The following is a 6,999-nucleotide window of genomic DNA, read 5'->3' as shown; positions in this document are numbered from 1 at the left end:
TTGCCAGTAACAGTTGTTTTAACCCCAGAGAGTAGCTGCATTGACGACTAGTCTTTCATTAACACAGTGTTGCTGACAGGTATCAACTTGCCGGAGGCAGCCAGGGTGGAGCCAGCTGTGTCGGCGGTGTTGGCTGAGGTCCTTTCTCAGCCTACAGCGCGGGACGACTTGAGAGACTGGCTGTTTTTGCCAGGCTTTCAAGCGAGGCGGAAGCCCGCTTCTCAGGCTGGAGGCGTTCCCCAGAGCAGGCGGAACCCTGGCTGACGCAGGCACCTGGTTTCGCCAATTTCAGGTGTCGGAACACCGTCGTTACAGCAATCAGCGCATTAATTTTACTTTCAATCTTAAGTTATTTTTCTTTCGGCCGAAATGGCAGCACGTTTCCCGAATCATGGGGGGGCTCGTTGCTCATCTCGTCAAACATCGACTGCATGAATTTGTCGAATTCTGCCGGCGTGTCCGGCGCATCCGCTGCCACGGTCTCGTCGGGATGCAGTTCCGTGTAGAGCTGGTGGTCGCGCGCATAGGCGAAGATGGTGTGTAGCGCCTTGAGGTCAGCCGGGTAGGCGTACAGCGCGAAGTTTAGATTGGCTTCGTCAAGGAAGTATTTAAAATCCCGTTTGCCCATGGCCAGCTTGGCCGCTTGGTAGGCGTCATTCATGATGATACCCAGAATCGTGCTCTTAAAGGTGAGGTAGACCACATCCTCGTTGGCCGCCACATCAGTGAGGTCGGCTAGTGTGATCTGGTGAGTCTCCCGCCGCCCGGACCGGAGATTCTTCCCGGACAGCTTGACGTGCTGGGCCGTGGTTGGCCGCGGCGCCGTGGCGGTGTTCGCGGTGGCCTGCTGTAACGCCAGGTGTAAGAAGGCGTTAAAGGCCTGTTCGTCCGTTAAATGTAATTTGTCGCGCATCTCGCCAATCAATAATCCCAGGGCCTGGCTGTACTTGGCGGGGTCCTTCATGACGGTTGCGGCGTTGGTTGATTTGACCCAGGGCTCGCCGTCGACGCCCACACCAAGTGTGAAGAGCGGAAACCCTTCAAAGCCATCATCTGCCATATTTTCCTCCTATGAAAATGCATTTAGTGCCTACATTATACCGTAGTTTGGGGCAGAACTGACGAAAATTGTTCCATGTGAAACACCCCGGGATACGGTATCATGGAGACAGATAGGAGTGATCACATGAACCTTGACGAGAAATTTGCTTACATGGCCACCGGCCAACCTTATGACGATAGTGACCCAGTGTTGGTAGCAGCGCGGGATCAATCCACCACCAAGACCAATGCGCTCAACGCCGCGTCGACCATGGCCGAGCGTGGTCGACTATTTCAGGCACTAGCAGGCAGTGCCGGCAGTCAGCCGCAGGTCGAACCGAACTTTCGCTGTGAATTTGGCCGTAACATCCACGTGGGTCGGCAGTTTTACGCCAATTACGATTGCGTGATGCTCGACGGCGCACGAATCACCATCGGCGACAACGTTCTGCTGGGACCCAAGGTGGGCCTCTACACCAGCAATCACCTGTTTGACGCCACGGAGCGCCAGTTGGGTGGTTGCGTGGCCAAGCCGATTACGATTGGCAATCGGTGCTGGCTAGCCGCCAACGTTTCCGTGTGTCCTGGCGTGACGATTGGGGCCAATACCGTCATTGGTGCCGGCAGCGTGGTGACCCACGATATCCCAGCCAACGTGATTGCGGCTGGAAACCCGTGTCAGGTGTTGCGGCCCATCACGGCGGCGGATAAGACGGGCTTTGGCGGCCATGATTTCATTTAAGCACGATGGCGAGACCGATACCGATAAATAGCAGCGGTGACAACCACGCGCCAAACCGCGCGAAGAAGTGACTGGCCACCGTCGAGCGGGCCCAGTGGTGGCTGAGCAGTAGCCACAGCCCAATCATGCTGAGAAAAACCACCAGGACTACCGCAAATTCGGGTGGGTCGAGGTGCGTGAAGTAGGGGATGTAAATGCTGAGGTTATCGCCACCGTTGCCCAGCGTGAGTGACCAGACCAGTGGCAGGCTGACCGGATGCGTCAACGTTGGCGGCAATTGGGCCACGCCGCGATTGCGCCACCAGCGCGCGATCCCGACGATTCCCAGCGATAGTGGCACTAGCCCTAACCAGTGGACCAGTCCGCCGACGTTGTAGTGGAGAATCCCGCGACTGACTAGCCAAGAGACCAAGATCAACGTGGAAATGCCCAGGTACTGGCCCACGACGACGTGGCGCCGTTGCAGCGGGGTGGCCGCGGCTAACCAAAGCAAGAGTAAGACGACCAGGTCATCGGTATCAGTGACAAAGAAGATCCCCACGGCGGTCAAAATAAAGGATAGCGTACGACTCACCTTCCTTGGTGCTACAAGATTACTTCCATTGTACAAGAAAAATGGTTCCCCGGACCGCATGGCTTGAAAAATAGTTAACAAGTCGGTCGGTTAGTTAGCTATGCGAATGATAGATGGGTGGAAAATGGGTCGACGGGTGTTGTTGGCTGAGGTCCTTTCTCAGCAGCGCGGGACGACTCGAGAGACTGGCCGGTTTTGCCAGGCTTTCAAGCGAACCGGAAGACCGCTTCTTAGGCTGGAGCCGTTCCCCAGAGCAGGCGGAACCCTGGCTGACGCAGGCGCCCGGTTTCGCCAATTTTAGGTGTCAGAACACTGTCATTACGGCAATCAGCGCGTTAATTGTACTTTCAACCTTCAGTTCAATCTTCAGTCAAAACAAGCAAAAAAATGAGCGCCTAACCGCAACGGGTTAAGCGCTCAAAGTGTTTGGCGAACAAATTAGTCAGCGGGAGCGGGTTGGTTCTTGAAGACCAGCTTCTTGGATAAGAAGAAGTTCAAGACCAGTGCGATGGCGTGGCCGATGACCTTGGTCATGGTCCCGTTGGCGTTGAGCCAAGAGATTCCCAAGAACAAGATGACCGTTTCCAACAAGAACGTGGCGATTCGGGTCATGTAGAACGTGCCCATTTCACGCATTGGCTTGTCGGACTTGTGCTTGAACACGAAGGTCCGGTCGAGCCAGAAGGAACATTGCACACTGATGACCCAGTCAATGAAGTTGGCCAGTTGGTATTCAATGCCAAAGGTGTGGTAGAACAGGTAGAACAACGTGATGTTGATGACCACTGAGATGGCCCCAAACAGTAAGTAACGCGCGGCTTGGCCTTGGACCTTGTCCTCGACTGCCTGTAGCTGCGCAGCGTATTCGTTTTCCGTTTCGGTTAACTCCGCTTCGTACTCCTCTTTTGAAGCCGGGTAGTGATCGTGACGTAAGGGTTGACTTTCCATAAAATTCGGAACCTTTCTGTGACGTTTCACTTAGCTGGGTGAAACCGCTGTGAAAGCACCCCGGGTCCCACCTGAGTTATGAAAACGTGTAATTGTAATGCTAGCTTAATTATACCGTTTTTGGCCGGCACTGCAACGAGAATACCCTGGGAAATTAAAGTGGTTAACTGAAGGTTGCCAGACGAAAATCAGCTGGCACTATTGTGATCAGGCGACTCATGGCGTCAAAAATAGTCGTTTCCAGCCGCACAAGGCGAACTGGCTCCAAGTATGCTGGGACGAGTCGAGCCAAAGGATGGTCTCGACGCCTCGCTTTGGGCCGAGAAACACGTCGAAGTGGCCTCATAGCCGAAACGTGCGCCAACAGGCAACGGGTTCCGCTTAATAGGGCTAGGCAAAACATCCAGGACCAGGATTATCCGCCTAGCACCATTAATGCTCGCCAGTTAACCGCCTGGCGCCACACTCTTGTTAAGTGGTTAATCCGTCACATAAGCGTGCTGGTAATCCAGGCTACCATTGAATTTGTTATAAACAACGCCCTTGATCTGAGGGTTGACCAGCGTATTGGTCCGGGCCTCGTACAGGGGGGTGACGGCCTGGTCGGTCAAGGCCGTTTTGGCCGCCGTCAACAGGTCCTGGTAGCGTGCCGTTGGCTTGAGCGCATCGACACCCTCCGCGTGGGTGATGGCGCGGTCGTAGGTCTTGCTGTCGTAATGGCCCATGTTCGAGTTGTTGGTCGACGCCAAAATCTGCAGGGATTGGATTGGGTCGGCGTTGTCCATGCTCCAGCCGGTCAGGTTCAACTCGAAGTTCCCCTTGGAAACGTTGCTCAGCATGGCAGGAAATGGCATGGCGGCAACGTGAATCTTGAGGCCTAACTGATTGCCGACCGTGCTCTGAATAAATTCGGCGACGTTCTTGGTGGTGTCGTCATCGCCACAGGTGACGGTCACGCTGAGGGATGACTTGCCCAGTTGCTTTAGAGCCCGCCGGTAATACTGCTTGGCCAGCGTCGGGTTGTAATTAGCAGTGTTCTTGACGTAGGCGTCGGTCGTGAAGTCTTTACCGGTCTTGGCATTGGTCATCATGTGGTGAATGGCAAACGTCTGGGCGGGCCGCGAGCCGTTCTTTAACACCTTATCGGCTAATTGCTGGCGATTGATAGCCAGTGAAATGGCGAGGCGTAAGTCCCGGTTGGCGGCCACTTTGTTCTGTTGATTGTACTGGATGAAGCCGATGCGTCCGGCAGCCAATGACTTCAAATTCGGGTTGTGCTGGTTTTGGGTGGTCTGTTCGCCGTCCAGGGTGACGGCATCTAGTCGCTTAGACTGGTACAAGTTGTAGGCCGTCGAGCTGGTCTTGATGACCTGGTACTTGATACTGCTGAGTTTGACGGTCTTGGCGTCCACGTAGGTCGGGTTCTTCTTTAACGTCCAGCTATCGTTGGTCCCGTTCCAGTTCTTCAAGACGAACGGCCCGTTATAAACGGTCGTGGCCGCCGATGAGCCGTAGCGCTTGCCGTACTTCTCGACGGCACGCTGGTTCAACGGGTAGTAGGTAGTGCTGGCCAGCATTTGCTTGAAGTAAGACGCGGGGCGACTCAGCGTGAGCTGGAGTTGGTATTTGCCCACGGCCTTCACACCCAGCGTGTTCAGGGACTTTTTGCCCGCGGCGATGGCACTGGCATTTTTGATATTGGCAAATTGGTAGGTGAACTCCGATTTGGATTGGGGATCGAGCGTGCGCTTCCAAGAGTAAACGAAGTCCTGGGCCGTCACGGGCGCGCCGTTGCTCCATTTGGCATCGTGGCGTAGGTCAATGGTGTAGTGATGGCCATGGTCTGTGACGGTAGTCTTGGTGGCCAGGGCATTTTGCGCCTGACTGTCGGCGTTCAGGCGATACAGGCCCTCACCGACCTGGCTCAACGTGTTGCTGGACACGCTGTCGGTAATCTTGGCGACGTCCAAACTCGTGATGGGCGCCGTTTCGGCTAGACGCAGGTGCTGAGCCACTGCCCGCTTAGTTGTTTGGGAATGGCCGGTCACGGCGAAGATGCCGCCGATTAGGATAATGCCGCCGCAAAGGGCGAGTGCTTTCTTGTGTTGTAATAAGCTCATACTGATTTCCTCCAGTTAATTGGTCTTGGTCGGCTAGAAATAGATATGAGCGTTGCCATCGAATCATCATCAGTGAGTCCCCCTCGGAAAAAAGTCGACAAAAAACCGCCCTCAACAGCCAATGTGTTAAGGACGGTTTTAACCGCGGTGCCACCTTAATTAGACGGGTCCCCAAAGAGACCGCGCCCCTCTCCACAGGAAACTAACATTTCCCTGACAACTGACGTATGTCGCACGTCTTCCCGTACTGCAAAAGGTTCGGGGAAGCCCTCGGTGGTCCATTTAACTACCTGCGTTCGGCCGTACTCTCAGCAACGACGGCTCTCTGCACGTGCACGATAATCTTGATCTCCACCTCAATGGTTTGTTTCGGACGATTTATTGAATTGAGGCTAGTGTACCCCTGGAAAGGGTGGGTGTCAACGGTGAATTTGAAATGCAATTGGATTAATCATTGATTAATTATTAATAATTAATATTTAATAACAGATTGATAACTACCATCAAGCAACTGGAACAGCGTCTCGCGGTCCGTGTCTTGGTCCAACACGATTGACAGCCAGTGTTCCTTTTACCTTCACATAGCTGAAACGTGCGCCAAAAGGCAGCCGGTTCAGCTTAAACCTGATAACCCAACAATCCAAGACCAGGATTATTCGGTTATCAGCCTTAATGCTCGCTGGCTAATTGCTTTTTGTCTCACTCTCCTAAATAAAAGCGAAGTTACTTGCTCGTTGGCGCTTGAGGAGTCGCCGGTGTGGCCAACCCCGTCTTCAAAGCCGCGCCCACCGCGGGAATTTGGCCCAAGTCGGCCACGTGATCGTTAGGCACGACGACCACATTGGCCGGTGATTTGGCTAGGTCGCTGAAGGCCGAGATCGATTGGTTCTCGAAGAATTCTTTGGTGGCCGATTCCAGACTGGAATTGATCGTGTCGATCCGGTACTTTTCAGCGTCGGCACGCGTCCGGGTGGCCGTGGCTTCAGCGGTCGCGGTGGCCATTAGGGCGTCGTTTTTAGCCTTGGTGGTCAGTTCGATGGACTTGGCTTCCCCCTCGGCCTTGGCGATGGCGGCGATCCGTTCCCGGTCGGCCGTCAACTGCTTGTCCATGGCGGACTGAATGGCCTTAGACGGCGTCAGTTCGTCGATGTTGGTCCGGTCGACGTTGATGCCATAGGTGTCGGTCAGATCGCCAATCGCGGTGGCCAGTTCCAAGTTGATCTTGGCCGTGGATCCCAACGCCTGGTTCAGGTCCATCCGGCCGATGATATCGCGCAAGTGGCCCCGCACCAGTTGCGCCATGGATTCCACGGAGTCCGTGTTTTCGTATTGATACTTCACCGCGTTGGTCACGTGGTAGTTCAGTGTCAGACTCGCCGAGACGTCCGCGTTGTCCTTGGTGATAACCGAATAATTCGGCAGGGCCAGCGGCGACATGGCCAAGCTGACGGTCCGAATTTTCTGAATTCCGGGCAGGTAAAAGTGAATCCCGGATGTGACGGAGTGCTTGTATTTCCCCAGTGTTTCTACCAAACCGACATTATTTTGCCGAACAATCCTAATCCCAAGCATCC

Annotated in this window: 6 protein-coding genes; 1 reads left to right on the top strand and 5 read right to left on the bottom strand. The window is 54.5% G+C overall.

Translation table 11 applies throughout. The features are described 5' to 3' along the window. Positions 1-349: 349 nt before the first annotated feature. Entirely contained in the window at positions 350-1,060 is a 711-nt protein-coding gene (locus tag LKH74_RS06955; protein WP_287788835.1) for a hypothetical protein, read from the bottom strand. 126 nt (positions 1,061-1,186) lie between these two features. Between LKH74_RS06955 and LKH74_RS06950 the strand changes: the two genes are divergently transcribed. Beyond that, on the top strand, positions 1,187-1,783 hold the full coding sequence (locus LKH74_RS06950; protein ID WP_287788833.1) for a sugar O-acetyltransferase: 597 nt from the start codon (positions 1,187-1,189) through the stop codon (positions 1,781-1,783). Here the strand turns inward: LKH74_RS06950 and LKH74_RS06945 are convergent. The 4 genes from LKH74_RS06945 to LKH74_RS06930 form a co-directional block, all read right to left on the bottom strand. Continuing rightward, positions 1,776-2,357, bottom strand: coding sequence for a cadmium resistance transporter (locus LKH74_RS06945; RefSeq protein ID WP_287788832.1), 582 nt, complete (start codon positions 2,355-2,357; stop codon positions 1,776-1,778). The genes LKH74_RS06950 and LKH74_RS06945 overlap by 8 nt on opposite strands. A 438-nt stretch (positions 2,358-2,795) precedes the next feature. Then, entirely contained in the window at positions 2,796-3,305 is a 510-nt protein-coding gene (locus tag LKH74_RS06940) for a GtrA family protein (protein WP_287788831.1), read from the bottom strand. Between the two features lie 479 nt (positions 3,306-3,784). Next, positions 3,785-5,425 carry a peptide ABC transporter substrate-binding protein gene (locus tag LKH74_RS06935; protein ID WP_287788830.1) on the bottom strand — a complete coding sequence of 547 codons (1,641 nt, stop codon included), beginning with the start codon at positions 5,423-5,425 and terminating at the stop codon, positions 3,785-3,787. A gap of 723 nt (positions 5,426-6,148) precedes the next feature. Further along, a complete protein-coding gene (locus LKH74_RS06930) occupies positions 6,149-6,997 on the bottom strand; it encodes an SPFH domain-containing protein (protein ID WP_287788829.1) in 849 nt (282 codons plus the stop codon). Between the last annotated feature and the right edge of the window lie 2 nt (positions 6,998-6,999).

This window comes from Levilactobacillus sp., assembly GCF_022646225.1.
GTDB lineage: Bacteria > Bacillota > Bacilli > Lactobacillales > Lactobacillaceae > Levilactobacillus > Levilactobacillus suantsaiihabitans.
This window is presented reverse-complemented; position numbering and strand designations above follow the sequence as displayed.